The organism is Angustibacter speluncae (assembly GCF_054777815.1).
In genome coordinates this window covers 1-25,892 of sequence record NZ_BAAHAF010000044.1, presented here as the reverse complement: position 1 = coordinate 25,892, position 25,892 = coordinate 1, and the positions used below count along the sequence as shown (strand labels likewise).

The following is a 25,892-nucleotide window of genomic DNA, read 5'->3' as shown; positions in this document are numbered from 1 at the left end:
CCGAGCCTGGTGCCCTCGACCACCGGCGGCTCGGTGCTCACTCCCGAGCAGCTCGCCGTCGGGAGCGCCGGCCCGCAGCTCGTCGCGGTGCGGCTGCGCTGGCAGGCGCCCGTGGTGCTCGCCTCCCTGGTGCTCGCGGTGCACGCCGTGGTGCAGCTCGCGCCCTGGGTCGCCGCGGCGTACCAGGTCGTCCCGCGCTGGGCCACCCTCGCGGTGGTCGGCGCGGTGCTGCTCGCGGTCGGCGCGCGGTACGAGGCGCGGGTGCGCGACGTCGTCGGCCTGCGGCGGCGGGTGGCGTCGCTGCGGTGACGCGCGCCGCCGTCGGCGGACGACCGCGTCCGTGAAAGGGTCGGGTCCATGCGCAAGCTCGTCTACCTCGTCGCGTCCACCCTCGACGGCTTCATCGCCGAGACCTCGCGGGAGGACCCGTCCGGCACCGTCTTCGAGCTCGAGGGCGACCACGCGCTCGCGCTGGCCGAGGAGTACCCGGAGATGCTGCCCGCGCACGTGCGCGCGCACCTCGGCACGACCGACGTGCCCCACCGGCACTTCGACACGGTGCTCGAGGGCCGGGTCTCGTACGAGATGGGACTCGCGCTCGGCGTCGAGAACGCGTACCCGCACCTGCGGCACCTGGTGTTCTCGACGACGATGGGGGAGCCGGCCGACCCCGCGATCGAGGTCGTGCGCACCGACGCCGTCGAGCGGGTCCGCGAGCTGAAGGCCGAAGAGGGACAGGACATCTGGCTCTGCGGTGGCGGTTCGCTCGCCGCGGCCCTGCGCGACGAGATCGACGAGATCCACCTGAAGCTGAACCCGGTGCTGCTCGGTGCGGGCGCACCGCTGGTCGACCCGCCCGCGACCGGACCCGCTCCGGTGGACCGGTTCCGGCTCGTGTCGACCCGGCCGTTCGACAGCGGCGTCGTCCTGCTGGTCTACGCCCGCCGCTGAGCCGTGCTGCGTGCCGGCGCGTCGTCGACCGCCAGCACCGGGTCGTCGGCGAGCTCGGCGGTGAAGACGAACCGGCGGTAGGCCCAGAACCGGAACAGCGTCGACAGCACGAGGCCGATGCCGTTCGCGGAGACGTTGTCGGCGAGCGGCGTCCGCAGGCCCAGCACGTAGTGCGACACGAACAGGCACGCCAGCCCGATGCCCAGCCCGATGCCGTTGATGACGAAGAACTGCACGAGCTCGCGGACGGGGGCGGCTGTGCGGCGGCGGCGGAACGTCCACTGCCGGTTGCCGTACCAGGCCACGCACGTCGCCACCGCCACCGAGACGGCCTTGGCCGTCAGGGGCTTGTCGCCGAGCAGCTCGCCCGGCCCGAAGCGCAGCAGGTTGAACACGGCGAGGTCGACGACGTAGGCGACCCCGCCGACCACGCCGAACTTGATCACCTCGCGCCACAGCACGCCGACGAGGGCGCGCACGCGGTCGAGGACCCGGCCGAGCAGGTGCACCGCGCTCCCTCCGCCGGTGGGCTCCGTCCGAGCGGTTCGGAGCCGGTGGCCCCGCAGCCTGGTGGTCACCACGGGCCCGCCACACCCTAGGCTGGTCGCCCGTGAGCAGCCCCACGGTGCCCGGAGGGTTCCCGACCGTCGCGGTCGTCGGCAGCGGGCAGCTGGCGCGGATGATGCAGCAGGCCGCGATCGCGCTCGGCGTGCGGTTGCGGCTGCTGGCCACCGACGCCGGTGACAGCGCCGCCCAGGTGATCGCCGACACGCGCGTCGGCCACCACACCGACGCCGAGGCCGTGCGCGCGGTCGCGCAGGACGTCGCGGCGCTCACCTTCGACCACGAGCACGTCCCGCAGGAGATCCTGCTCGCGCTGCAGGCCGACGGCGTCGCCGTCGGGCCGCCGCCGCAGGCGCTCGTGCACGCGCAGGACAAGCTGGTCATGCGCGAGCGGCTGCAGGCGCTCGGGGTCCCGTGCCCGCGCTGGGCGAGGGTCGCCTCGCCCGCCGAGGTCGAGGCGTTCGCGGCCGACGCCGGGTGGCCGGTGGTGCTGAAGACCCCGCGCGGCGGCTACGACGGCAAGGGCGTCGCCGTGCTGCGCTCCGCCGATGACCTCGACGGCACCACCGACTGGTTCGCCTCGTTCCCGGACGGCCTGCTCGTCGAGGAGGCCGTCGACTTCGTGCGCGAGCTCGCCGTCCTGGTGGCGCGCAGCCCGTCCGGGCAGGCCGCCGCGTGGCCGGTGGTCGAGACCGTGCAGGTCGACGGCATCTGCAAGGAGGTCACCGCACCCGCGCCGGGCCTCGACGACGACCTCGCGACGTCGGCCACCCGGGCCGCGCTCGAGGTCGCGGGCGAGCTCGGCGTCACCGGAGTGCTCGCCGTCGAGGGCTTCGAGACCGCCGACGGCCGGTTCCTGGTGAACGAGCTCGCGATGCGCCCGCACAACAGCGGCCACTGGACGATCGACGGCTCGACCACCTCCCAGTTCGAGCAGCACCTGCGGGCCGTGCTCGACCTCCCGCTCGGCGAGGTGCGGCCCCGGGCGCGCTGGACGGTGATGGCGAACGTCCTGGGCGGGCGGTACGAGGACCTGTACCGCTCCTACCTGCACGTCATGGCGCACGACCCGGCCGTGAAGGTGCACCTGTACGGCAAGGGCGTCCGTCCCGGGCGCAAGGTCGGGCACGTCACCGCGTGGGGCGACGACCTCGACGAGGTGCGCGCCCGCGCCCGCCACGCCGCCGACTTCATCGAGGGGGTCATCGACTCGTGAGCCAGCCACCCGCCGAGAACCTCGCAGACGCAACACCTGTCGTCGGTGTCGTGATGGGGTCCGACTCCGACTGGCCCGTCCTGCAGGCGGCGGCCGAGGCGCTCGAGGAGTTCGGCGTCCCGTACGAGGCCGACGTCGTCTCCGCGCACCGGATGCCGCTCGAGATGCTCGAGTACGGGCGGACGGCGGCCGACCGCGGCCTGCGCGTGATCGTCGCGGGTGCGGGCGGTGCCGCCCACCTGCCCGGCATGCTCGCGGCGGTGACGCCGCTGCCCGTCATCGGCGTCCCGGTGCCGCTCAAGCACCTCGACGGCATGGACTCGCTGCTGTCGATCGTCCAGATGCCCGCCGGCGTGCCCGTCGCCACGGTCTCGGTCGGCGGGGCGCGCAACGCGGGCCTGCTCGCGGTGCGGGTGCTCGCGGCAGGCACCGGCCCCGAGGCCGGGCGCCTGCGCGCGGCGATGACCTCGTTCCAGGACGACCTGCGCGACCAGGCGCACGCCAAGGGCGCGGCGTTGCGGCGCAGGCGCTCCGAGGGCTGACGGCCCGACGGGCGAGACGGTCAGCCGCCGGGCTGCAGCGCCGCCTGCTGCGCCTCGGCGATCGGGCGCACCGCCTCGGTCGAGGAGTCGCGCAGCGCCTGGAACACCGTCTCGGCCTGCTCCTCGTCCCAGTCGACGACGACGCCGTGCTCGGTGCGGCGCGTCGTGTCGGCGACCGGCACCGTGAGGGAGAGCCCCTCGCCGCCGGCGCTGTCGCGCATCGCCAGGAGGAACCAGCCGAGGTCGGCCGTCGAGTCGGTCTCGTCCATCGTCAGCGCGTTGCCACCGGCCTTCGCCAGCGGGAACGAGGTGAACGGGTTGAGCACGGTGGACGGCGTGAAGGCCTTGCCGGCGATGGCGGCCATGACCTCGCGCTGACGCTGGGCGCGGCCGAGGTCGCCGAGCGGGTCCTCGTAGCGCGACCGCGCGTAGGCCAGCGCGGTCGTGCCGTCGGCCTCCTGGCACCCGGCCACCACGTTCAGGTTCGCCATCACGTCGTCCATGTCGCGGGTGGGGCAGATCGTGACCCCGCCGACGGCGTCGACGACCTGGCCGAACCCGGCGAGGCCGGTCTCGACGTAGTCGTCGACGTGGACGCCCGTGGCCTGCTCGATCGTGGCGACGAGCAGCGGCGGCCCGCCGAAGGTGTACGCGGCGTTCACCTTGTTGTCGCCGTACCCGGGGATCTCGACCAGCGAGTCGCGCGGGATGCTCAGCAGCACGGTGGGACCGGTCCGCGGGCGGTGCAGCAGCAGGATCGTGTCGGTGCGCGCGCCCTCGACCGCCTCGAGGTCGGTGCCGTCGCGGGTGTCGGAGCCGACGACCAGGATCGTGCGGCCCGGGGTGTCGGCGAGCGAGGAGCCCGACAGCGCGTCGACCCGGTGCACGTTCTGGGAGGCCGTGCGCGCCAGCAGCAGCGGGTACGCGACCGCCACGACCAGCAGGAGCACGAGCACCAGCGCGAGCGTGCGGCCGGGACGGCGGCGCCGGCGCCGCGGTGCGGCCGCCTGGCGGGGCGGGGGCGCGGTGCGTCCGCCCGAGGGCCGCGAGCGCCCGTACGACGACGCGGGGCCGTACCCGTCGTCGGAGCCGTACCCGTCGTCGTACCCGTCGTGCGAGCCGTACCCGTCGTCCTCGTCGTCGTACCGATCGTACCCGCGCTGCGCGGCGGGGGCGGCGACGGCCGGCCCGGCGTCGGAGCGGGCCTGCCGGCGGCGGCCGGAGGGCGAGGCCCGGTAGGTGGTGGCCGGGCCCCAGCGCGGCTCGTCGTCCCCGGAGCCCTGCGTGCGGGAGCCCGGTGTGCGAGAGCTCGGCATGACAGGAACGGTAACGCCAGCGACGTGCCCCCCGGTGCAGCACCGCGCCGTCGGGCGGTCGCGACCACCCGGTCGTAGGGTCGCCGCATGCGATTCGGTCTGTTCGTCCCCCAGGGCTGGCGCTTCGACCTGGTCGGCATCGACCCCGCCGAGCACTGGTCGACCATGTCGGGCCTGGCGCGGCACGCCGACGACGGCGACGCGTGGGAGTCGGTCTGGGTCTACGACCACTTCCACACCACGCCGGAGCCGTCCCAGGAGGCGACGCACGAGGCGTGGACGCTGATGGCGGCGTTCGCGGCGTCGACCTCGCGCGTGCGGCTGGGGCAGATGTGCACCTGCATGTCGTACCGGAATCCCGCCTACCTCGCGAAGGTCGCGGCGACGGTCGACGTCGTGAGCGGCGGCCGGGTCGAGATGGGCATCGGCGCCGGCTGGTACGAGCACGAGTGGCGCGCCTACGGCTACGGGTTCCCGCGGGCCGGGGAGCGCATCGCGATGCTCGACGAGGGCGTGCAGATCATGCGGCAGGCCTGGACGACGGGCAGCGCGACGCTCGAGGGCCGCCACTACCAGGTCGACGGCGCGATCGTCCGCCCGAAGCCGTTGCAGGAGAACGGGATCCCGCTGTGGATCGCAGGTGGCGGGGAGAAGAAGACCCTGCGCGTGGCCGCGCAGTACGCGCAGTACACCAACTTCGACGCCACGCCCGAGGTGTGGGCGCGCAAGTCGGCGGTGCTCGAGGAGCACTGCCGCGACGTCGGCCGCGACCCCGCCGAGATCACCCGCAGCGGCAACTACAACGTCGTGCTCGGTCGCGACGAGGCCGAGGTGCAGGACCGGCTGGCCCGCATCGAGGACCACTACCGCCGGGTGCTCCCGGAGCGGGCCGACGGCATCGTGCAGGGCTTCCGCGACGGCCCGGCCGTGGGCACGGTCGAGCAGGTCGTCGAGACGCTGCGCGCCGCCGAGGGCAACGGGCTGGCGTACGCGATCTGCTACTTCGCCGACGCGGCCTACGACCGCTCGTCGATCGAGCTGTTCGAGCGCGAGGTCGTGCCGGCCCTGCGGTGAGGGCCGGCACGACCTCTGCTCAGCGGCGGCTCAGCGGTAGTAGCCGAGCACGTCGACGACGACCTGCGCCTGGTCGTTGCCGATCTTCAGCGCCGCCTGGCCGTTCGCGGCGAGCGGCACGATCACCAGGTTCGCCCGCGACTCGCCCGGCATCACGTTGACGTCGGACGTCGACGGCACGGGCGTCCCCGGCTGCCACGTGGTGACCCAGGTGTTGCGCGGCGCGTTGGTGGCCGTCAGCGAGACGACCACGGCGGTGGCACCGGCCGGCACCTGGGTGCCGTCCCCGGCGAGGGTGAGCCGGTTCTCGACGCCGCCCACCAGCGGCCCGCGCAGGCCGAGGCCGGTGCGGGAGTCGGCGACGCGGTGCGGAGACAGCGGGTAGAACGCGGCACCCGTCGGCGCGTACCAGCCGGTGACGTCGAGGATCGCCCGCGCCCGGCGGTCGGTGAACAGCGACGTGGTCGACCCGTCGACCTGCGTGATCACCCGGTTCGCCCCGGTGCGGCCGGCGCCGACGTTGATCGACGACGTGCGCGGCGTCGTGGACGCCTCCTTCGGCACGATCGAGCCGAAGGTCGGGCCCGCCGGCTGGTCGAGCGTCACGTTGGCGACGACGGCGGTGGCCGTGGGCGGCACGCTCATCGACGTGGTGGTCCAGGTCATGCCCTCGACGACGTAGTCGAGGACGCGGGTGGGGGTGCCGGCGTTGTACTTCACGCCGGACCCGTCGGTCGGGAAGTACCCGGCGACGTCGACGAGCAGCTCGGTCGCGCCGGGACCGTTGAGCACGCTGACCTTGCCGCCGGTGCCGACCGGCACGACGACGGTCGCGGCGGTGCTCTGCCCGGCGTTCGCGTTCACCGAGCTGGTCGCCGGGGTGGGCGCGCCCGCGGGGAACGCGGTCAACCAGGTGGTGCGCCACGGCGACACCGCCGTGACGTTCAGCACGACCGCGGCGACGCCGCTCGACGGCACCCCGGCCTTGCCGGTCACCTGGACGTCGCGGCGGGAGCCGGGGGCCAGGAAGCAGCCGCCGGGCACGACGTCGGCCGAGCGGGAGTCGACCAGGCGCCCGGGCGTCATCGGGACCAGGCCGAGCGGACGGGCGGCCGGTGCGGTCCAGGCGGCCTGCTTGCTCTGCTCGGGGCAGGGGCCCTTGGTCCAGCCGGCCATCTGGTACCAGGAGGTGCGCATCTCCGCGCCCGCCCAGGTGAACGAGAAGTGCACGTGGTTGCGGTGGCAGCTGTTGTCGTCGGCCGGGCCGGTGCGCACGCTCACGCAGTTCTGGTACTCCGTCCAGCCCGCGCTGGTGTTGTAGAGCCGGAACATCTTGCTGTCCCAGATGATGTACTGCAGACCGAGCCGGCGGGCCATCGCGTGCTTGTTGCCGTACTGGTCCGTCGCCAGCAGCCAGTTCACCATCGACCAGCCGATGTCGGCCTGCGCCGGGTTGCGCACGTTGGTCATCCAGTCGAGCGCGCGGCCCGCGTGGTGGCCGCTGGACCCGGAGCCGCTGCACGCGCGGGTGATGTTCGAGGCGATCGAGGTGCCGTAGGTGCGCTGCAGCAGGCGCTGGAACTCCACGGCGCCGGGCTTGGCGGTCGGCTGGCAGAGCGTCTCGGGCTCCCACGGGACGTACGGGTCGATGTACGACGGGAACGTCGGCGCGACGGGGACGGCGGCCGCGCGGGCCGGGCCGGGGGCGACGAGCACGACCAGGCAGGCCGCGAGGGCCACGGCGAGGGCGAGCACGCGCTGGGGACGGGACGAGCGGGTGAGCCTGCGGAGCATGGGGGAGGAACCTCGTGGTGCGACGGAGCGTGCTTCGGTCGGTTCGATCGGGGCCCGTCGGCCCACGCCTCAGGCGGACGCGTGGTGCCGGACCTCGTGACCTCTTCGGGCCGGTTCGCGGGGACCTTGAGCCCTCGGGCGCTACCACGTGTGACCGGCGGACACGCAGAGCGACACGCGAGCACGCCACCGGGAGGTGGGCGAGCGGGAGGCTACCGGTGCCCCGGGGGCGTACCGGCCAGTAATATCCGGGGGTGACCGGTACCGAGTTCGACCTGTTCCGCACCAGCGACGACCACGAGGAGCTGCGGGCCGCCGTCCGCGCCCTCGCCGAGGCGAAGATCGCGCCGCACGCCGCGGACGTCGACGAGCGGTCGCGCTACCCGCAGGAGGCCTCGGACGCGCTGACCGCGGCCGACTTCCACGCCCCGCACGTGGGCGAGGAGCACGGCGGCGTCGGCGCCGACGCGCTCGCGGTCTGCATCGTGATCGAGGAGGTCGCGCGGGTGTGCGCGTCGTCGTCGCTCATCCCCGCGGTGAACAAGCTGGGCTCGATGCCGCTGGTGCTCGCGGCCTCCGACGAGGTCAAGCAGCGCTACCTCACCCCGCTCGCCGCGGGGGAGGGCGGCTTCTCGTACGGCCTGTCCGAGCGCGAGGCCGGTTCCGACACCGCGGCGATGCGCACCCGCGCGGTCCGCGACGGCGACGAGTGGGTGCTCACCGGCCAGAAGTCGTGGATCACCAACGCCGGCGTCTCCCGCTTCTACACGGTGATGGCCGTCACCGACCCCGACGGCCCGCGCGGCCGCAACGTCACCGCGTTCGTGCTCGAGGACGGCGACGAGGGCTTCACCTACGGCGAGAAGGAGCGCAAGCTCGGCATCAAGGGCTCGCCCACCCGCGAGCTGCACCTCGACCGGGTGCGCATCGGCGACGACCGGCGCGTCGGCGAGGTCGGCGACGGCCTGAAGACCGCGCTGCGCACGCTCGACCACACCCGGGTCACCATCGGCGCGCAGGCCGTGGGCATCGCGCAGGGCGCGATCGACCAGGCGGTGGCGTACGTCAAGGAGCGCAAGCAGTTCGGTCAGCGCATCGCCGACTTCCAGGGCATCCAGTTCATGCTCGCCGACATGGCGATGCAGCTCGAGGCCGCGCGCCAGATGGTCTACGTGGCCGCCGCCAAGTCCGAGCGGGGCGACGCCGACCTGCCGTTCTTCGGCGCCGCCGCCAAGTGCTACGCCTCCGACGTCGCGATGCAGGTGACGACCGACGCGGTGCAGCTGCTCGGCGGCGCGGGCTACGTGCAGGACTTCCCGCTCGAGCGGATGATGCGCGACGCCAAGATCACCCAGATCTACGAGGGCACCAACCAGGTGCAGCGCCTGGTGATGGCGCGCCAGCTGCTCAAGGGCTGAGAGGGGTTCGGGCGCAACACGGGGCCCGACGAGGTCGTCGAGACCCGTTCGTGATCCAGTCGTTTCGCCCACAGGGCCCCGAACGGGCATGTACCGTCGGGCGCATGACCAGGCTCCGCGCGCTCTGCTGCGCCGTCGCGGTCCTCGCGGCGACGCTGCTCGGCGTCTCCCCCGCGCAGGCCGTCGACGAGGTGTACGAGCGTCCCGCCGACGGCGTCTTCCGGTTCTCCGGCCACGGCTGGGGCCACGGGTGGGGCATGTCGCAGTGGGGCGCGTACGGCGCCGCGACGCAGGGGCGCACCGCCGACGAGATCCTGGCGTTCTACTACCCGGGCACCACCACCGCCACGGCGCCGGCCACCACCGGCGTGCGCGTGCGGCTCGAGCGGATGTCGCGCTCGACCTGGGTGGGGTTCCAGCCCGAGCGCGGGCTGCGCTTCACCTACTTCCTCGAGGGAGCGGGCTGGAACAACCCGCTCGCCCCGGCGAACCTGACCTGCGGCCAGATCAAGCTCTGGCGCGTCGTGAGGAACGGCGCGGCCGACGTGCAGGTCGAGGGCAGCTGCGACGGCGCGACCTGGCAGGCGTGGCTGACCGCGCCGACCGTCGACGCCGCGTACCCGGTCGTCGCCAGCACGAACGCGGGCGACGGCGGCGACGGCACCGTCGGCCTGCTGTCGGCGGTCGACGGCGAGCGCCGTGGCTACCGCGGCGAGGTGCGCGCCCAGCTGCTCTCCGGCCTGGTCGCCGCCACGAGCCACCTGCCGTACGAGCAGTACCTGCGCTCGGTGGTGCCCAACGAGGTGTCCGCGTCGTGGCCCTCCGCGTCGCTGCAGGCGCAGGCCGTGGCCGCGCGCTCCTACGCGATGCGCGAGGCCGCCGGCCGCACGGGCGGCACGTTCGACGTCTACGACAGCGTGCGCAGCCAGGTCTACCAGGGGTTCGCGGCCTACGACGGCGGCTGGAACGTCGCCACCGCCGAGGAGGACGCGCGCACCGACGCGGCGATCGCGGCGACGTCGGGCCGTCACCTGGTGCACAACGGACAGGTCGCGCTCACCCAGTTCAGCAGCAGCAACGGCGGCTGGACCGCGGGCAGCACCTCGCTGCCGTACCAGGTGGTCAAGGCCGACGCGTGGGACCGGCTGCCGTCCGGCAACACCCGCAAGGACTGGACCGACACCGTCACCGCGGCCGAGCTGCAGTCGCGCTACCCGGCCGTGGGCACGGTGCAGCGCCTGCGGGTCACCCAGCGCGACGGCGGCGGCGAGTGGGGCGGCCGGATCCTGCGGATGGTGGTCGAGGGCTCGGCCGGGCAGCAGGTGCTGAGCGGCGACACCCAGGTGCGCTCCGGCCTCGGCGTGTACTCGTCGTACCTCACCGTGGTGCAGCAGGCGCCGGGCACGAACGCGACCGGGAACCTCGAGTCGGTCGTGCAGGTGCCGGGCGGCGTCAAGGTCTCCGGGTGGGCGCTCGACCGCGACGCGGGCACCGGCCCGATCCGGGTCTACCTGCAGTACGCCGGCACCGCGAGCTACGTCACCGCCGACCGCTCCCGCCCGGACGTCGGCAAGGCGTTCCCCGGCGTGGGCGACGCGCACGGGTTCGAGGTCGTGCTGCCGGCGACCGCGCCGTCGCTGCAGGTGTGCGCCACCGCCGAGAACGTGGGCGCGGGGCAGCACGGGCAGCTCGGGTGCCGCACGGCGGCCGTGCGCAACGACCCCTTCGGCAACCCCGAGTCGGTCACGGTCGGCCGCGCCGACGCCACCGTGAAGGGCTGGGTGATCGACCCGGACACCGCGGCGAGCACCTCGGCGCTGGTGCGGGTCACCCGCGGTGCCACGACCACCGACCACCTCCTGCAGGCGAACCGGTCGCGGGCGGACGTCGGCAGGGCGTTCCCCGGCTACGGCGACCTGCACGGTTTCGAGGGTCGCGTGCCGCTCGGGCCGGGCACCCAGGACGTGTGCGTGTGGGGCACGAACATCGGCCCCGGCTGGAGCCAGGTCGTCGGCTGCCACCGCGTCACCGTGACGGGGTCGCCGTTCGGCAACCTCGAGCGCGTGACGGGGCTCACGGGCGCCGCCCGCGTGCAGGGCTGGGCGATCGACCCCGACAGCACCGGCCCGGTCTCGATCGAGCTCACCGGCTCGAACGGGTCGCGCGTCGTCGTCCCGGCCTCGGTCTCGCGTCCCGACGTGGCGAAGTCGTACCCGGCGTACGGCACGGCGCACGGCCTCGACGCCCAGCTGCCGCTGCCGCGCGGCCGGCACTCGGTGTGCGCGCGGGCGCTGGACACCTGGGGCGGCACCTCCACCTCCCTGGGGTGCGCCACCGTCGACGTCGGGTAGCCCGGACGAGGTGCTCTAGACTCCCCGGTGACCTCGGCGGGGGCGCCGCTCGTGACGACCCCGAGCACCCCGTCCCCACCTCCGGGAGGATCCGCACGCATGGCCACAGGCACGCAGGCGGCGTCGCTGCTGCGCTACCGGAGCCTGATCTGGAACTTCGCGCAGCGGGACCTGAAGTCGCAGTTCACCGGCACCGCGATCGGCTGGCTGTGGTCGCTGGTGGTGCCGATCGCCACGCTGGCGACGTACACGATCGTGTTCTCGGTGATCTTCCGGCTCGAGCCCCCGGCGTTCGGCAACGGCCGAGACGGCATCTTCCCGGTCTGGCTCTACTGCGGCCTGGTCGCGTGGGCGCTCTGGGCGAACCCGGTCACCTCGGGCATGGGGTCGCTGCTCGCGGCCGGTCCGCTGCTGAAGAAGATCTACTTCCCCGCCTACGCCCCGGTGCTGGGCTCGGTGGTCTCGGTCCTCATCCGCTGGGCGGTCGAGCTCGGGCTGGTGCTCGTCGTGCTGGGGCTCCTGACGAACGTCTCGTGGACGTGGCTGCTGGTGCCGTTCTGGTTCGTGCTCGTCGTGGCGATGGGCACCGGCATGTCGGTCGCGCTGGCGGTGCTGAACGTGCACTTCCGCGACCTGCAGCACCTGGTCTCGGTGGCGCTGCAGCTGCTCTTCTACGGCACTCCGATCATCTACCTGGTCAGCAACATCCCCGAGGAGTGGAACGGGATCCCGCTGCGCGACCTGATCCACCTCAACCCGATGACGACCTCGGTCGAGCTCTTCCGCGCGCTCGTCTACGACCTCCAGCCGGGGGCCTGGCAGGCCTGGCTGTACCTGCTCGGCTGGGCGGCGGCGGGCGCCGCCGCCGGCGTGCTCGTCTACCGCGCCCGCGGCCGCGACCTGAGCGAGGAGCTGTGACCGACAACGCGATCGTCGCCACCAACCTGTCGAAGCGGTTCCGCCTCAAGGGCGAGTCGCGCGACAGCGTCAAGGAGCTGTTCGTCCGCGGACGCAGCAAGGGCGGCAACGAGTTCTGGGCGCTGCGCGACGCGTCCTTCGAGGTGCCCCGCGGCTCGACCTTCGCGCTGGTGGGGCACAACGGGTCCGGCAAGTCGACGGCGCTGAAGACGCTCGCCGGCATCCACCGGCCGACCAGCGGCACGGTCGAGGTGAACGGGCGGGTCTCGGCGCTGCTCGAGCTCGGCGCCGGCTTCCACGGCGAGCTCACCGGCCGCGAGAACATCCGGCTGAACGGCGCCATCCTCGGCCTGTCGCGCAAGCAGATCGACGCCTCGATGGACCGCATCGTCGACTTCGCCGGCATCGGCGAGTTCATCGACGCACCCGTGAAGGTCTACTCCAGCGGCATGTACGTGCGGCTCGGGTTCTCGATCGCCGTCACGCTCGACCCCGAGATCCTCATCGTCGACGAGATCATCGCGGTGGGCGACGAGGAGTTCCAGCGCAAGTGCTTCGACCACCTGCACGAGCTGCGCAAGCGCGGCACCACCATCGTGCTGGTCTCGCACTCGCTCGGCATCGTGCAGGACCTCTGCGACGGCGCGGTCTGGCTCGACCACGGCCGCGTGCGCCAGGTGGGGGAGGCGCGCGAGATCGTCCGCTCCTACCTCTCCGACGTGAACGAGAAGGAGGTCGAGGGCGCCCAGGTCGGCCCCGAGGGCAGCGAGTGGCGCCGGCTCGGCTCCGGCGAGGTGCGGGTCACCTCGGTCGAGTACCTCGACGAGGCGGGCAAGCCGGTGTCGGTGCTGCTGTCGAACCGCGGTGGCACGATCCGGATGCACTACGAGGCCGACCAGCCGGTGTCCGACGCCGTCTTCGGCCTGGCCTTCGTGCACGAGTCGGGCGTGACCGTCGCGGGGCCCAACTCGCGGGCCAGCGTGCGCGACCTGCAGCTGCAGCCCGGGCGGGGCGTCATCGACTACCGTCTGGACCCGCTCCCGCTCATGCCGGGCGCGTACGACGTCACCACCGCCGTGGTCAGCCGGGGTCACACCTACGACTACGCCGAGGGCGAGTTCGACCTCAAGGTCCGGGGGTCGGGCTCGGACGAGCCCGGACTGATGCAGATGTACGGCACGTGGACGCCGCGACCGGCCGGCGTCCCGGTGGGCCAGACCCAGGAGGACCTGTGAACGACGAGATCTTCGGCGAGCTGATGCGGCGCCTCCTCACGGGCGAGGCCGACCGCGCCGTCGCGGGCGTCGAGGAGTCCGAGGACCTCGACCCGGCGCTGCGCGCCGCGCTCGCCGACGCCCTGCGCTCGGCCGACGACGTGCCGGGCCGGGCCCGCGCCGTCGGCGACGCGCTGCGGCTGCACGGCGCGCCGCAGGGGCTGGTGAACGAGGTCTACCGCGCCGCGTTCTACACCGGCAGCGGCTGGCGCGAGCTCGTCGACAACCCGCTGTTCGCCTACGCCATGGCCAACCGCACCGGCGCGGTGCTCGACAAGTGGCCGCACTACTTCCCGGTGTACGACCGCCACCTCGCGCCGTGGCGCGGCACCGACGCCAAGATCCTCGAGATCGGCGTCTACCGCGGCGGCGGCCTCGACATGTGGCGCTGGTACTTCGGCGAGAAGGCGCAGCTGGTCGGCGTCGACGTCGACGACGTCGCGAAGACGGTCGTGGGCCAGCGCCACCAGGTGGTGCTCGGCGACCAGGCCGACCCGCAGTTCCTGGCGCGGCTCGCCGCCGAGCACGGCCCGTTCGACGTCGTGATCGACGACGGCGGCCACACCATGGAGCAGCAGATCGCCTCTGCCGAGGCGCTGTTCGACCACGTCGTGCCCGGTGGTGTGTACCTCGTCGAGGACTGCCACACCTCGTACTGGCCCGAGTACGGCGGCGGCCTGCGCCGCGAGGGCACGTTCGTCGAGTGGGCCAAGAGCCGCGTCGACGACGTGCACGGCTACCACGTGCGCGAGGACGGCGACCACGTCCACCCGGTCTGGACCGAGCACGTCGGCGGCCTGCACGTCTACGACAGCATCGTCGTGCTCGACCGCGAGGACCGGTTCGCGCCGTTCGCGCAGCAGACCGGCACCGTCGCCTCGCTGCTCGAGACCCGCGCCGCCGCCGCGTCCACCGCCGAGATCATCGCGACCCGCGACGCCGCGGTGCTGACCCGCGAGGCCTCCGACCAGCGGGCGTCCTCCCTCGACGACGAGGTCGCCGAGCTGCGCCGCCAGCTGGAGGCGGCCCACGAGCAGCTGCGCGAGATCCGCGGCACGACCTCGTGGAAGGTGACCGCCCCGCTGCGCAAGGTGCGGTCGCTGGGTGACTGACCGTCCGCTGCTGCGCACGGCTCGCCGGCTCGCCGGCGCGGCCGCGCGCTGGCGACCGCCGCTGGCCCGCGTCGTCGACGTCGGTGCCGACGTGCGCGTCGAGCACGGCACCGACCCGCTGACGCGCGACGGCTGGGCCCCCGACCGGGTCGCCGTGCTCGCCCAGTGGTCGCCGGACGAGCGCGTGCCGCGCTCGACCCGCGTGCTGGTGCGCGAGCTCGCGACGAACGGCTACGAGGTGCTGGTCGTGTCGACCTCGACCGCGCCGGGCCCGCTCGAGTGGGGTCCCGACGGCCCCGGCGACGGCGTGGTCGTGCTGCGCCGTCCGAACACCGGCTACGACTTCGGCTCCTGGGCCGTGGGCCTGCACCGCCACCCGCGGGTGCGCGCCGCCCGCCGGGTGCTGCTGCTCAACGACAGCATGGTCGGCCCGTTCGCCCCGCTCGCCCCGCTGCTGGCCGACTTCGACGGCGCCGTCGGCACCGACGTGTGGGGGCTGACCGACACGCTGCAGTTCGGCCACCACCTGCAGAGCTACGTCCTCGGCTTCCGCGACGGCGTGCTGGCCGACCGGCCGCTGCGCGCGTTCTGGGACGGCGTGCGGCTGCAGCCCGACAAGCAGCAGATCATCTTCGCGTACGAGATCGGGCTCTCGCGGCTGCTGGCCCGCGAGGGCTACGCCGCGCGGGCGCGGTTCGGGCAGCACCTCGTGGTCGAGCCGGGGCTCAACCCGGTGATCCTCGGCTGGGAGGGGCTGCTGCGTGCCGGTATGCCGTTCGTGAAGCGCCAGCTGCTGACCGAGCCCGAGGTGGCGCCCGACGCGCACCGGGTGCCCGAGGTCGTCCGCGAGCTGTACGGCGAGGAACTGGGAGAGTGGACCACGTGAAGGCGACCGACCTGCTGCGCAGGCTGCCCCGACCGCGGCTGCGCCGCTACACGGTGGCCGGCGCCCGCCGCCGGCTCTCGCGGGCGGCCGCCGAGCTCGGCTTCCGCCGCCCGTGGGGCGACGGCGACGGCCCGCAGGGTCCGGAGCTGTCGTCGTGGGCCGAGCGGCTCGGCGGCCGGCGCGCCGCCGGCTTCCCCGAGGAGTGGCGCACCCACGACGAGCTGCCGTTCCCCGACCCGGCGCGCGTCGCCGTGCTCGTGCACGTCTACTACGCGCACCTGCTGCCCGAGATCGTCGAGCACCTCGCCCACGTGCCGGTGCCCTTCGACCTCGTCGTCACCAACGCGAGCGGCGAGCAGGTCGAGCTCGACACCTCGGCCGTGCCGCACGTGCGGCACCAGGTGGTGCTCGACGTCGCCAACCACGGCCGCGACATCCTCCCGCTCGTCAAGGTCGTCAACGCCGGCCTGCTCGACCCGTACGAGCTGGTGCTCAAGGTGCACACCAAGGAGAGCGTCTGGCGGGCCGACCACGAGCTCGGCGGCAGCGGCGAGCAGTGGCGCGCCGAGCTGCTCGGGTCGCTGCTCGGCAGCGAGGAGCAGGTGCGCGAGCTGCTCGGCGCCTTCCACACCGACCCCGACCTGGGCGTCGTCACCGCGGACGGCAGCGTCCTCGGACCCGAGTACTGGGGCGACAACCAGGGCACGACGCGGGCGCTGCTGCGTCGCATCGAGCTGTCGCTCGTCGAGGACGACCTGCGGTTCGCGGCCGGGTCGATGTACTGGGTGCGCGGCTTCGTGCTCACCGGCCTGCGCTCGCTCAACCTGTCCGAGCACGACTTCGAGGCCGAGGCCGGCCAGGTGAACGCCACCGCGGCGCACGCCGTCGAGCGCATCGTCGGCGTCGTCGCGCGCGAGGCGGGGCTGTCGGTGCGCGAGCGCGGCGAGGTCACCGGCGACGGCACCGGCTGGGAGCACTGGGACGCCGGCACCGAGCGCGAGCCGCGCGCCCGCGTCGTGCCGTTCTACCTGCCGCAGTTCCACCCCTTCGCCGAGAACGACCGCTGGTGGGGACGGGGTTTCACCGAGTGGACGAACGTCAGCGCCGCCCGGCCCGCGTACCTCGGCCACCACCAGCCGAAGATCCCGCTCGACGTCGGCTTCTACGACCTGCGGGTCGACGCCGTCCGCGAGCAGCAGGCCCGGATGGCGGACGCCGTCGGCATCGGCGGGTTCATGTACTACTACTACTGCTTCGCCGGCCGGCGGCTGATGAACCTGCCGATCGAGCAGCTGCTCGCGGGCGACGTCGACTTCCCGTTCTGCGTGATGTGGGCCAACGAGAACTGGACCCGCCGCTGGGACGGCCGCACCACCGACGTCCTGATCGGCCAGGACCACGACCACGTGCCCGCGGCCGACTTCGTCGACGACGTCATGGAGTTCCTGCGCGACGAGCGGTACCTGCGCGTCGACGGACGCCCCGTCGTCGCCGTCTACCGCGTCGGCCAGATCCCCGACTTCCCGCAGGTCGCGGCCGAGTGGCGGCGCCGCGCCCGCGAGGCCGGTGTCGGCGAGCTCTACCTGCTGAACGTCGACGTCGCGAGCGAGTTCGACGGCATGAGCGGCAGCCCGGCGCAGAACAACCTCGACGGCAGCCTCGGCTTCCCGCCGCACAACCTGCTGTGGGAGTGGCTCCCGCACGCCGGCCTGCACGTCGACCAGCGCTTCAGCGGCAACCTGCTCAGCTACGGCGCGATGGTGCGCGACGCCGAGGACCGGCTGACCCGCAACCGCCCCGACCACCACCCCGGCGTCATGGTCACCTTCGACAACACCGCGCGGCGGCAGTGGAGCTCGGACGTGTGGTTCGGCTCGAACCCGTACACCTTCCGCCGCTGGCTGCGTGCGGCCGTGCGGGCGGTCGAGGACCGCGACCCCCAGCAGCGCCTGGTGTTCGTCAACGCCTGGAACGAGTGGGCCGAGGGTGCGGTGCTCGAGCCGAGCGACCGGTTCGGGCCCACGTACCTGCACGCCGTCCGCGACGTCCTGCTGGGATGAGCGACCGCGCGCCGGTGGCGGTCGTCGTCCCGGTGCACGGGCGGCTCGACCTGGCCGAGCGCTGCGTCCGGGCGGTCGACGCGACGACCGACCCCGCCGTGCGGCTGGTGGTCGTCGACGACCACGGCGCCGAGCGCGTCGACGACGCGCTGCTCGCGTCCTGGGCGAGGTCCCCGCGCGAGGTGCGGCTCGTGCGCAACGACCGCAACCTCGGGTTCCCCCGGACGGTGAACCGCGCCCTCGCCGAGGTACCCGGCCACCACGTCGCGCTGGTGAACTCCGACGTCGTCGTCGCGGACGGGTGGCTCGAGGAGCTGCGGGCGGTGCTCGGCGACGTCCCGGCGGGGGAGCGGGTCGCGAGCGCGACCGCCCTGGCGAACGAGGCGAGCATCGCGTCCGTGCCCCTGCCGCCGCACGCGGGCGGCCCGGGCTCCGTGGAGGCCGCGGCCGAGCAGGCCGCGCGGCGGCTGCGCGCGGCGCCGTCCGACCTGCCCCGCTCGGTGCACCTGCCGGTGGCGATCGGGCACTGCGTGCTGCTGCACGCCGACGCCCTCGGCGCGCTCGGCGGCTTCGACGAGGTGTTCAGCCCCGGGTACGGCGAGGAGGTCGACTGGAGCATGCGGGCCGTGCGCGCCGGCTGGACGCACCGCCTCGCGCTGCGCTGCTACGTGCTGCACGACGGCGGCGGGTCGTTCGGCCGCAGCCGGAGCCGCACCTGGCTGCGCCGCCGCCACGAGGCCCGGCTGCTGGCGCGCTACCCGCTGCAGTTCGTGCGGCTGCGGCTGCAGGCACGCCGTCCGGGGCCGCTGCGCGATGCCGTCTCCGCCGCCGCGGCGCTCGTCGGCGGCGCCCCGTCCGATCGCTAGGATCGCCACGCCCGGCCCGCCCGAGCGGGACCGCCCACCCCGAGGAGCCAGCCCGATGATCTTCCGCCGCTTCAAGCGCGACCAGCAGCCCGCGCAGCCGGTCGAGCGCGACCGCGACGAGGAGTACCTGGACCTGCTGATCGAGGGGCTGGAGCACGGTCGCGAGGGCGTCCCGTCGGGTCCGCCCGCCGACGTCCAGGCGCGGTTCGTCGGCTGGAGCGGCGGCGAGGCGCTGCGGGAGTGCTTCGGCGTCTACCGCATCTGCAAGCAGGCGCTCGCGGTGCCCGTCGGCGAGGCCGACATCCTCGACTTCGGCGTCGGGTGGGGCCGGCTCATCCGGTTCTACGGTCGCGACGCCGACCTGTCCCGCCTGCACGGCGTCGACGTCGACGGCGAGATCCTCCAGGTCTGCCGCGACACCGGCGTGCCCGGGCAGCTGCAGCAGATCCAGCCCGACGGCTCGCTGCCGTACGACGACGCGTCGATGGACCTGGTCTACGCCTTCTCGGTGTTCTCGCACCTGTCCGAGGACGCCGCCGCCCACTGGGTCACCGAGATCGAGCGGGTGCTGCGTCCCGGCGGCGCGCTCGTCCTCACGACCCAGGGCGAGCGGTTCCTCGCGAAGTGCGCCGGCGCGCGCCGCAAGTCCGACGCCAACGAGTTCGAGCGCGCGATGGGCGGCTGGTTCGAGGACCCGCAGGCCGCGCTGGAGGGATACCGGCAGGGCCGGTTCGCCTACGCCGCGACCGGTGGTGGCGGGGTGCTGACCGCCGACTTCTACGGCTGGGCCGCGATGCCGGCCGCCTGGGTCGCCTCGCACGCGCCGGGCCTGCACGAGGAGCGGCTCGTCGACGACCCGTCGGTGAACGAGCAGGTCGTGATGGTGCTGCGCCGCCGCTGACGCGACGCGCCCTTTCGACGCGCTCTTTCGTCCTGATCCGTCCCGGGCGGGCCGGGGCGGGGTTACCCTTCCTGGGCCCGACCTCCCCCGAGACCCGGAAGTGGTGCCGGTGCTTCCCCAGCCGACGACCTCCGTCCAGCACGCCCGCGGCCGCCGCCTGGCCCTGACCGCCGTCCTGTCGACCCTGCTCACCGGCGCCCTGCTCGTCGCCCCGGTCGTCGACCTGACGGCGGCGGGTGCCGCGCTCGCGGCGCCGTCCGAGCTCGACCAGACGCCCGTCGAGGGTTCGCGCGCCGCCGCCGGCAGCGCCACCTCCTACGAGGGCGAGCTGCAGATGGTCGGCGCGACCTGGGACTCCGGCGCGCTCCCGGCCGGCGCCACCCTGCAGGTGCGCACCCGCGGTGCGAGCGGCTGGAGCGGCTGGGAGGAGCTGCACGAGCGCGACTACGCGCCCGACGCCGACACGCCCGAGGGCGCCTCGGTCGCGCCGTCGACCGAGCCGCTGTGGGTGGGGGAGGCCACCGCGGCCGAGCTGCGCGTCGAGGGCGGCCTGGCGGTGCCCGGGCTGCGCCTGCTCACCGTCGGCGGCGAGGTGCGGTCCGCCGACACGAACCTGGACTCGGGGCCCTTCGCGACGGCCGACGCGCTGGCCGCCCGCCCGTTCGTGGCGAGCCGCGCGCAGTGGGGTGCCGACGAGAACCTCAAGCCCGAGGGCTGCCGGACGCCCGACTACAACCAGCGCGCCAAGGTCTTCTTCGTGCACCACACGGCCGACAGCAACAGCTACTCGGCCGAGCAGGTGCCGATGATGATGCGGAACCTGTACACCTACGCCCTCGGCACCGGGTACTGCGACATCCCGTACAACGTCATCGCCGACAAGTTCGGCCGGCTGTTCGAGGCGCGCGCCGGCGGCGTCGACCGCGCCGTGCGCAGCGGCGCGACCGGCGGGTTCAACACCGACAGCTGGGCGATCTCGCTGCTCGGCGACTTCAGCACCTTCGCGGTGCCGCAGTCGACCTACACCGCGGTGCGCGACATGCTCGCCTGGAAGATCGTGCTGGAGAAGGGCGACGCCCTCGGCACCCAGGTGCTGACCGCCTCCGGCGCGGCCGGGACGACGTCGAGGTACCCGGACGGCACGCAGGTGACGTTCCCGGTGATCTCCGGCCACCGCGACGCCGGCAACACCGCGTGCCCGGGCCAGCGCATGTACGACCTGCTGCCGCGGCTGCGCGCCGACGTCGCCGCCGTCATGGGCGCCGACCCGCTCGGCAACCTCGAGACGGCGAGCACCGGCTTCACCAGCATCCGCGCCACCGGCTGGACCCTCGATCCCGAGACGTACCAGCCGATCTACGTGTGGGTGAACGTCGACGGCGTCGGCGGACCCGCGCTCGCGAACCGCGACCGGCCGGACGTCGGCCGCGCGTTCCCCGGCAAGGGGCCGGCGCACGGCTTCGACGTGACGGTGACCGCGCCGCCCGGCTGGCACGACGTCTGCGTGTACGGCGTCAACTACGGCGCCGGACGGGCGAGCACGCTGGGGTGCCGCAAGGTCTTCGTCCAGGGCCACCCGACCGGCAACCTGGAACGCGTGACGCAGCAGGCGGTCTCGGGCTCGGTGGCCACGATCACGGCCAGCGGGTGGTCCTTCGACCCCGACACCCGCAACCCGATCTACGTCTGGCTCGACGCCTCCGGGCGGGGCGCCCCGACGCTGGCGAACCGCTCGCGCCCGGACGTCGGGAAGGCCTACCCGTACTACGGGGCGAACCACGGGTTCAGCGGCACGGTGCAGGTGCCGCGGGGCACGACGTACCGGGTCTGCGCCTACGGCGTGAACGTCTCGAACGGCGCCGACAAGCTGCTCGGCTGCCAGTCGGTCGCCGTGCCCTGACGGGTAGGGTCGCCGTCGTGAGATGGCTGATCACGGGCGCCCAGGGCATGCTCGGCACCGACCTCGTGGCCGCGGTGCGCGCGGCCGGGCACGAGGTGCGCGGCGTCGACATCGCCGACCACGACCTCACCGACCCCGAGCAGGCCCGTGCGGCCGTCGGCGACGCCGAGGTGGTGGTGAACTGCGCCGCCTTCACCGCGGTCGACGCCGCGGAGGAGAAGGAGGGCGCGGCCTTCACGGTCAACGCGACCGCCGCCGCCCACGTCGCACGGGCGTGCGCCGCGGTCGGCGCCCGCCTGGTGCAGATCTCGACCGACTACGTGTTCGCGGGCGACGCGACCGAGCCCTACGGCGAGGACGACCCCCAGCACCCGGTGGGGGCGTACGGCCGCACCAAGGCCGCGGGCGAGTGGGCGGTCGCGGCCGCCTGCCCCGACCACTACGTCGTGCGCACCGCCTGGCTGTACGGCGAGCACGGCCCGAACTTCCCGAAGACGATCGCGCGCGCCGCCAGCCAGCGCGACCACCTCGACGTCGTCGACGACCAGGTCGGGCAGCCCACCTGGACGGTCGACCTCGCCGACCTGGTCGTGCGGCTGGTCGCCTCCGGCGCCCCGTCGGGTACCTACCACGGCACGTCGTCGGGCAGCACGAGCTGGTTCGGCTTCGCGCAGCGCGTGGTCCAGGCCGCGGGCAAGGACCCGGGGATGGTGCATCCGACCGACTCCTCGACGTTCGTGCGGCCCGCGCCGCGCCCGGCGTACTCGGTGCTCGGGCACGACGCCCTGCGGGCCGCCGGCGTCGAGCCGATCGGGCCGTGGGACGAGCGCTGGGCGCAGGCGTCCGCGGCGGTGCTGCGCGACCTCGGCTGAGGCCGCGCCCACCGCGACGCGCGGCTCACTTCCCGCGCGCGAGCACCTCGTGCAGGTAGGCGCCGTAGCCGCTCTTGACCAGCGCGTCGGCGCGGGTGCGCAGCTCGTCGTCGGTGAGGAAGCCCTGGCGCCACGCGACCTCCTCGGGGCAGCCGATCTTCAGCCCCTGCCGCGCCTCGAGGGTGTGCACGAAGTTGCCGGCGTCGAGCAGCGAGTCGAACGTGCCGGTGTCGAGCCAGGCGGTGCCGCGGGGGAGCACCTCGACCCGCAGGCGCTGCTGCTCCATGTAGACCCGGTTCAGGTCGGTGATCTCGAGCTCGCCGCGCGGCGAGGGGCGCAGCTCCTTGGCCACCTCGACGACGTCGCCGGAGTAGAAGTACAGGCCGGGCACGGCGTAGTTGCTGCGCGGCTGCGCCGGCTTCTCCTCGAGCGAGATCGCGCGCCCGTCCGGGCCGAACTCGACGACGCCGTACGCGGTGGCGTCGCTCACCCAGTAGGCGAAGACCGCGCCGCCGTCGATGTCGCCGAACCGCTGCAGCTGCGAGCCCAGGCTCGAGCCGTGGAAGATGTTGTCGCCGAGCACGAGCGCGGCGGGCTCACCGCCGAGGAACTCCTCGCCGATGAGGAACGCCTGCGCCAGGCCGTCCGGGCTCGGCTGCTGGGCGTAGGTGAGCGAGATGCCGAACTGCGAGCCGTCGCCCAGGAGCCGCTGGAACTGCTCGGCGTCGTGGGGGGTCGTGATGACCAGCACCTCGCGGATGCCCGCGAGCATCAGCGTGGTCAGCGGGTAGTAGATCATCGGCTTGTCGTAGACGGGCACGAGCTGCTTGCTGATCCCCATCGTGATGGGGTGCAGTCGGGTTCCGGAGCCTCCGGCCAGGATGATTCCTCGCATCCGGCCAGTATGGCAGCGGCCCGCACGGCAGCGGCCCGCGCGGCGCCCGTCCGGGTCGGGACCGGGGCCCCGGGCGTACTACCGTGGGCCGGTCGCCCGACGGGCGGCGACCCCCCGCAGCCCCCGCACGAAGGACGACAGTGAGCGACCTGACCACGGCGACGCACGTCTCGACCGGTCCCGACGACGCCGCCTCCCGCCACCCGCTCGTGACGATCGTGCTGCCCTGCTACAACGAGCGCGACCACGTGGTGGCCGAGATCGAGCGCATCACCACGGCGATGGACGCCAGCCCGCACACCTACGAGCTGCTCGTCATCGACGACAGGTCGACCGACGACACCCTGCAGGTCCTGCGCGAGGTGCAGCCGCGCTTCCCGCACATGCGGCTCATGCCCTTCCAGCGCAACGGCGGCTCGGGCACGGCACGGCGCATCGGCAGCCGCGAGGCCCACGGCGAGATCGTGGTGTGGACCGACGCCGACATGACCTACCCGAACGAGCGCATCCCCGAGTTCGTCGACCACCTGCTGCGCAACCCGGGCTGCGACCAGGTCGTCGGGGCGCGCCGCACCGAGGAGGGCACGCACAAGGTGCTGCGCGTCCCCGCGAAGTGGGTGATCCGCAAGTTCGCCGAGCGGCTGTCGGGCACGTCGATCCCCGACCTGAACTCCGGCCTGCGCGCGTTCCGCCGCTCGGTGTCGCTGCCGTACCTGCGGCTGCTGCCCCCCGGGTTCTCCTGCGTGACGACGCTCACGCTGTCGTTCCTGTCGAACCAGCACCCGGTCGAGTACATCGACATCGACTACGCCAAGCGCTCGGGCCAGTCGAAGTTCCACCCGTTCCGCGACGCCTACCGCTACATCCTCCAGGTGCTGCGGATGACGATGTACTTCAATCCGCTCAAGGTGCTGATGCCGATCGCGCTGTGGCTGCTGCTGATCGGGTTCGTCAAGGCCGTCGTCGACCTGGTGGTGCCGCCGGTCTACATCCCGGTCAACACGGTGCTCATCATCCTCACCGGCCTGATCATCGGCGCCGTCGCGCTGCTCGCGGACCTCATCGTCCGCTCCCGGCCGGAGTGAGCGGCCCGCCCGCGGGCGCCGCGCGCCCGCGCGTCCTCGCGTTCGGCACCTACCGCCCGGACCTGCACCCGCGGGTCGCGGTGCTCGTCGACGGGCTGCGCGCGCGCGGCCTCGAGGTCACCGAGGTGAACGAGCCGCTGCCGCTCGACACCGCCGCCCGGGTGGGGATGCTGCAGCGGCCCTGGCGGCTGCCGCTGCTCGCGGCCGCGCTGGTGCGCACCTGGGTGCGGCTCGCCGTCCGCGGCCGGGCCGCGGCGCGCACCCGGCGTCCCGACGTCGTGCTGGTGGGCTACCTGGGCCACTTCGACGTGCACCTCGCCCGGCTGCTGTTCCCCCGCGCCACCCTCGTGCTCGACCAGCTCGTCTTCGCCGCCGACACCGCCCGCGACCGGGGAGCGACCGGCAGCGCGGTGCTGGCCGCGCTGGACCGCCTCGACCACGCCGCCACCCGCGCCGCGGACGTCGTCGTCGTCGACACCGCCGAGTCGGCGACGCTCGCGCGGCCGCAGGACGCCAACAAGGTCGTCGAGGTGCCGGTGGGTGCGGCGGAGCGCTGGTTCGCGGCGGCGCGCGCCGCCGCCGAGCGCCGCGAGCACCCCGACCGGGCGTCCGCGGACCTGTCGGTCGTGTTCTTCGGCCTGTTCACCCCGCTGCAGGGCACCACCACCCTGGCGCAGGCGGTGGCGGCGATCGGGCCGGACGTGCCGGTGCGCCTGACGCTGGTGGGCGGCGGGCAGGACGAGGCCGCGGTCCGCCGGGTGCTCGGCGACGACCCGCGGGTCACCTGGCTGCCCTGGGTCGCCCCGGACCAGCTCCCCGCGCTGGTCGCCGGGCACGACGTCTGCCTCGGGGTGTTCGGCACGACCGCCAAGGCCGCCCGCGTCGTCCCGACGAAGGTGTACCAGGGGGCCGCCGCCGGCTGCGCCGTCGTGACCTCCGGCACCGCCCCGCAGCGGCGCGCCCTCGGCGACGCCGCGCTGTACGTGCCCCCCGGCGACGCCGCGGCCCTGGCCGCGACCCTGACCCGCCTCGCCGGCGACCCGGCGCTGGTCGACCACCACCGGCGGGAGGCGGCCCGGGTGGCTGCCGAGCGCTTCGGGCCCGCCGCCGTGGTCGGCCCCCTGACCGAGAGGATCGCGATGCCCGCCCGCACCGACCCGCTGCCCCCGCTCAGCCCGTCCGCGAGCATGCGGTGGCCGCTGATCGAGCGCGAGCTCGCCCGCACCGCACCGCGCACCCTGCTCGAGCTCGGGTGCGGCCAGGGCGCCGCCGGCGCTCGGCTCGCCGGCACCTACGACTACACCGGGGTCGAGCCGGACGAGGCGTCGTACCGCGTCGCCGCCGAGCGGCTCGGGAGCCGCGGGCGCGTGCTGCACGGGGACGACACCGCCCTCGGTGCCGACGAGCTGTTCGACGCCGCGTGCGCCTTCGAGGTGCTCGAGCACATCGACGACGACCGCGGCGCGCTGGGCTCGTGGGTGGCGCGGGTGCGGCCCGGCGGCGCCGTCGTGCTGTCGGTGCCGGCGTGGCAGCACCGGTTCGGTGCCGGCGACCGGCGCGTGGGCCACTTCCGGCGCTACGACCCGCAGGTGCTGCGCGCGCTGCTCGTCGACGTCGGCCTGCAGGACGTGCGGGTGCGCCTGTACGGCTGGCCGCTCGGCTACCTGCTCGAGGCCGTGCGCAACCGCTCCGCGGGGGCGGCCGGCTCGGCGGGCCACGGCCACGGCCACGACGCCGAGGAGTCGATGAGCGACCGCACCGCGCTCAGCGGCCGGTGGCGCCAGCCCGGGCAGCGCCTCGGCGGCGTCGTGCGGGTGGCGGTGGCCCCGTTCGCGGCGCTCTCGCGCGCGGTGCCGGGCCGCGGCGTCGGCATCGTCGCCTCGGGCCGCGTCCCCGC

Annotated in this window: 22 protein-coding genes; 18 read left to right on the top strand and 4 right to left on the bottom strand. The window is 74.1% G+C overall.

Going from position 1 to position 25,892, the window contains the following annotated elements; genetic code table 11:
• Both ACYVKY_RS04855 and ACYVKY_RS04850 read left to right on the top strand, forming a co-directional pair.
• Positions 1-309, top strand: a 309-nt coding sequence (locus tag ACYVKY_RS04855) for an SCO7613 C-terminal domain-containing membrane protein (RefSeq protein ID WP_460433867.1), incomplete at its 5' end; no start/stop codon positions are given.
• A gap of 48 nt (positions 310-357) precedes the next feature.
• Positions 358-951: a dihydrofolate reductase family protein gene (locus ACYVKY_RS04850; protein WP_460433866.1), complete on the top strand. Its 594-nt coding sequence runs from the start codon at positions 358-360 to the stop codon at positions 949-951.
• Here ACYVKY_RS04850 and ACYVKY_RS04845 read toward each other — a convergent pair.
• The gene (locus ACYVKY_RS04845) at positions 936-1,460 is read right to left on the bottom strand and encodes a GtrA family protein (protein WP_460433865.1); all 525 of its coding nucleotides are present in this window, start codon (positions 1,458-1,460) and stop codon (positions 936-938) included. The genes ACYVKY_RS04850 and ACYVKY_RS04845 overlap by 16 nt on opposite strands.
• A gap of 101 nt (positions 1,461-1,561) precedes the next feature.
• Here ACYVKY_RS04845 and ACYVKY_RS04840 point away from each other — a divergent pair, with 101 nt between their 5' ends.
• Both ACYVKY_RS04840 and purE read left to right on the top strand, forming a co-directional pair.
• A complete protein-coding gene (locus ACYVKY_RS04840; RefSeq protein ID WP_460433864.1) occupies positions 1,562-2,731 on the top strand; it encodes a 5-(carboxyamino)imidazole ribonucleotide synthase in 1,170 nt (389 codons plus the stop codon).
• A gap of 53 nt (positions 2,732-2,784) precedes the next feature.
• Complete coding sequence (purE, locus tag ACYVKY_RS04835) at positions 2,785-3,273, top strand: 5-(carboxyamino)imidazole ribonucleotide mutase (RefSeq protein ID WP_460433870.1); 489 nt, start codon at positions 2,785-2,787, stop codon at positions 3,271-3,273.
• 20 nt (positions 3,274-3,293) lie between these two features.
• On the opposite strand, the gene ACYVKY_RS04830 is transcribed toward purE, so the two are convergent.
• Positions 3,294-4,589, bottom strand: coding sequence for an LCP family protein (locus ACYVKY_RS04830; RefSeq protein WP_460433863.1), 1,296 nt, complete (start codon positions 4,587-4,589; stop codon positions 3,294-3,296).
• A gap of 87 nt (positions 4,590-4,676) precedes the next feature.
• Between ACYVKY_RS04830 and ACYVKY_RS04825 the strand changes: the two genes are divergently transcribed.
• On the top strand, positions 4,677-5,663 hold the full coding sequence (locus tag ACYVKY_RS04825; protein WP_460433862.1) for an LLM class F420-dependent oxidoreductase: 987 nt from the start codon (positions 4,677-4,679) through the stop codon (positions 5,661-5,663).
• Between the two features lie 30 nt (positions 5,664-5,693).
• Here ACYVKY_RS04825 and ACYVKY_RS04820 read toward each other — a convergent pair whose 3' ends face one another.
• Complete coding sequence (locus ACYVKY_RS04820) at positions 5,694-7,457, bottom strand: hypothetical protein (RefSeq protein ID WP_460433861.1); 1,764 nt, start codon at positions 7,455-7,457, stop codon at positions 5,694-5,696.
• A gap of 254 nt (positions 7,458-7,711) precedes the next feature.
• Between ACYVKY_RS04820 and ACYVKY_RS04815 the strand changes: the two genes are divergently transcribed.
• From ACYVKY_RS04815 to rfbD, 11 genes are all read left to right on the top strand, one after another.
• On the top strand, positions 7,712-8,875 hold the full coding sequence (locus ACYVKY_RS04815; RefSeq protein WP_460433860.1) for an acyl-CoA dehydrogenase family protein: 1,164 nt from the start codon (positions 7,712-7,714) through the stop codon (positions 8,873-8,875).
• A 104-nt stretch (positions 8,876-8,979) separates the two neighbouring features.
• Positions 8,980-11,226 carry a SpoIID/LytB domain-containing protein gene (locus ACYVKY_RS04810; RefSeq protein WP_460433859.1) on the top strand — a complete coding sequence of 749 codons (2,247 nt, stop codon included), beginning with the start codon at positions 8,980-8,982 and terminating at the stop codon, positions 11,224-11,226.
• Between the two features lie 99 nt (positions 11,227-11,325).
• Positions 11,326-12,144 carry an ABC transporter permease gene (locus ACYVKY_RS04805; RefSeq protein WP_460433858.1) on the top strand — a complete coding sequence of 273 codons (819 nt, stop codon included), beginning with the start codon at positions 11,326-11,328 and terminating at the stop codon, positions 12,142-12,144.
• The gene (locus ACYVKY_RS04800; protein ID WP_460433857.1) at positions 12,141-13,379 is read left to right on the top strand and encodes an ABC transporter ATP-binding protein; all 1,239 of its coding nucleotides are present in this window, start codon (positions 12,141-12,143) and stop codon (positions 13,377-13,379) included. The genes ACYVKY_RS04805 and ACYVKY_RS04800 overlap by 4 nt, the downstream gene beginning before the upstream one ends.
• A complete protein-coding gene (locus ACYVKY_RS04795; RefSeq protein WP_460433856.1) occupies positions 13,376-14,530 on the top strand; it encodes a class I SAM-dependent methyltransferase in 1,155 nt (384 codons plus the stop codon). Before ACYVKY_RS04800 ends, ACYVKY_RS04795 begins: the two co-directional genes overlap by 4 nt.
• Entirely contained in the window at positions 14,523-15,416 is an 894-nt protein-coding gene (locus tag ACYVKY_RS04790; protein ID WP_460433855.1) for a rhamnan synthesis F family protein, read from the top strand. The genes ACYVKY_RS04795 and ACYVKY_RS04790 overlap by 8 nt, the downstream gene beginning before the upstream one ends.
• The gene (locus ACYVKY_RS04785; protein WP_460433854.1) at positions 15,404-17,476 is read left to right on the top strand and encodes a glycoside hydrolase family 99-like domain-containing protein; all 2,073 of its coding nucleotides are present in this window, start codon (positions 15,404-15,406) and stop codon (positions 17,474-17,476) included. Before ACYVKY_RS04790 ends, ACYVKY_RS04785 begins: the two co-directional genes overlap by 13 nt.
• On the top strand, positions 17,473-18,342 hold the full coding sequence (locus ACYVKY_RS04780) for a glycosyltransferase family 2 protein (RefSeq protein ID WP_460433853.1): 870 nt from the start codon (positions 17,473-17,475) through the stop codon (positions 18,340-18,342). The genes ACYVKY_RS04785 and ACYVKY_RS04780 overlap by 4 nt, the downstream gene beginning before the upstream one ends.
• A 55-nt stretch (positions 18,343-18,397) precedes the next feature.
• Positions 18,398-19,243: a class I SAM-dependent methyltransferase gene (locus ACYVKY_RS04775; protein ID WP_460433852.1), complete on the top strand. Its 846-nt coding sequence runs from the start codon at positions 18,398-18,400 to the stop codon at positions 19,241-19,243.
• A 103-nt stretch (positions 19,244-19,346) separates the two neighbouring features.
• A complete protein-coding gene (locus ACYVKY_RS04770) occupies positions 19,347-21,143 on the top strand; it encodes an N-acetylmuramoyl-L-alanine amidase (RefSeq protein WP_460433851.1) in 1,797 nt (598 codons plus the stop codon).
• A 17-nt stretch (positions 21,144-21,160) separates the two neighbouring features.
• Entirely contained in the window at positions 21,161-22,015 is an 855-nt protein-coding gene (gene rfbD, locus ACYVKY_RS04765) for an SDR family oxidoreductase (RefSeq protein ID WP_460433850.1), read from the top strand.
• Positions 22,016-22,040: 25 nt separating this feature from the next.
• Here rfbD and rfbA read toward each other — a convergent pair whose 3' ends face one another.
• Positions 22,041-22,910 (bottom strand): sugar nucleotidyltransferase, encoded by an 870-nt coding sequence (gene rfbA, locus ACYVKY_RS04760; protein WP_460433849.1) that lies wholly within the window; start codon positions 22,908-22,910, stop codon positions 22,041-22,043.
• Positions 22,911-23,059: 149 nt separating this feature from the next.
• On the opposite strand from rfbA, the gene ACYVKY_RS04755 reads away from it, so the two are divergent.
• Together ACYVKY_RS04755 and ACYVKY_RS04750 are read left to right on the top strand one after the other, a co-directional pair.
• On the top strand, positions 23,060-23,995 hold the full coding sequence (locus tag ACYVKY_RS04755) for a glycosyltransferase family 2 protein (RefSeq protein ID WP_460433869.1): 936 nt from the start codon (positions 23,060-23,062) through the stop codon (positions 23,993-23,995).
• On the top strand, positions 23,992-25,892 hold a 1,901-nt coding region (locus ACYVKY_RS04750; RefSeq protein WP_460433848.1), incomplete at its 3' end, for a glycosyltransferase. The genes ACYVKY_RS04755 and ACYVKY_RS04750, both read left to right, overlap by 4 nt.

What these genes read in the sequence shown, in the direction of transcription:
- ACYVKY_RS04850 (WP_460433866.1), top strand. Translation starts at nt 358, where the DNA reads ATGCGCAAGCTCGTCTACCTCGTCGCGTCCACCCTCGACGGCTTCATC.
- purE (WP_460433870.1), top strand. Translation starts at nt 2,785, where the DNA reads ATGGGGTCCGACTCCGACTGGCCCGTCCTGCAGGCGGCGGCCGAGGCG.
- ACYVKY_RS04830 (WP_460433863.1), bottom strand. Translation starts at nt 4,589, where the DNA reads ATGCCGAGCTCTCGCACACCGGGCTCCCGCACGCAGGGCTCCGGGGAC.
- ACYVKY_RS04825 (WP_460433862.1), top strand. Translation starts at nt 4,677, where the DNA reads ATGCGATTCGGTCTGTTCGTCCCCCAGGGCTGGCGCTTCGACCTGGTC.
- ACYVKY_RS04820 (WP_460433861.1), bottom strand. Translation starts at nt 7,457, where the DNA reads ATGCTCCGCAGGCTCACCCGCTCGTCCCGTCCCCAGCGCGTGCTCGCC.
- ACYVKY_RS04810 (WP_460433859.1), top strand. Translation starts at nt 8,980, where the DNA reads ATGACCAGGCTCCGCGCGCTCTGCTGCGCCGTCGCGGTCCTCGCGGCG.
- ACYVKY_RS04805 (WP_460433858.1), top strand. Translation starts at nt 11,326, where the DNA reads ATGGCCACAGGCACGCAGGCGGCGTCGCTGCTGCGCTACCGGAGCCTG.
- ACYVKY_RS04780 (WP_460433853.1), top strand. Translation starts at nt 17,473, where the DNA reads ATGAGCGACCGCGCGCCGGTGGCGGTCGTCGTCCCGGTGCACGGGCGG.
- ACYVKY_RS04775 (WP_460433852.1), top strand. Translation starts at nt 18,398, where the DNA reads ATGATCTTCCGCCGCTTCAAGCGCGACCAGCAGCCCGCGCAGCCGGTC.
- rfbA (WP_460433849.1), bottom strand. Translation starts at nt 22,910, where the DNA reads ATGCGAGGAATCATCCTGGCCGGAGGCTCCGGAACCCGACTGCACCCC.